This window comes from Marichromatium sp. AB32, from assembly GCF_003718675.1.
Taxonomy (GTDB): Bacteria; Pseudomonadota; Gammaproteobacteria; order Chromatiales; family Chromatiaceae; genus Marichromatium; species Marichromatium gracile.
On sequence record NZ_RHFJ01000165.1, the window covers coordinates 1 to 290 of the forward strand.

At 61.7% G+C, this 290-nt stretch carries 1 protein-coding gene; it reads right to left on the minus strand.

Annotated elements, in window-relative coordinates; translation table 11 throughout:
* Positions 1-214, minus strand: a 214-nt coding sequence (locus EBL85_RS16985) for a transposase (RefSeq protein WP_190288129.1), incomplete at its 3' end; no start/stop codon positions are given.
* Positions 215-290: the final 76 nt, after the last annotated feature.

The window sequence follows — 290 nt, forward strand, 5'->3', positions numbered from 1 at the left end:
CCGCGTACATGTGCTTGAGCCGGCGATTCTCCTCCTCCAGCGCGCGCAGCCGCTTCAGGTCCGAAGCCTCCATCCCCCCGTACTTCGAGCGCCATTGATAGAAGGTCGCCGCGCTGACGCCCAGCTCTCGGCACACGTCCTTGACGGCCATTCCTGACTCAGCACGACGCAGTGCGTCAACGATCTGCTGCTCGCTGTACTTGCTCTTGCGCATGTGGGCTCTCCTCTGCTCGGCCACCATCATGCCGTCGGTCTCTACTTTTCGCTGGACCTATTTTTGGGGAAGGGGA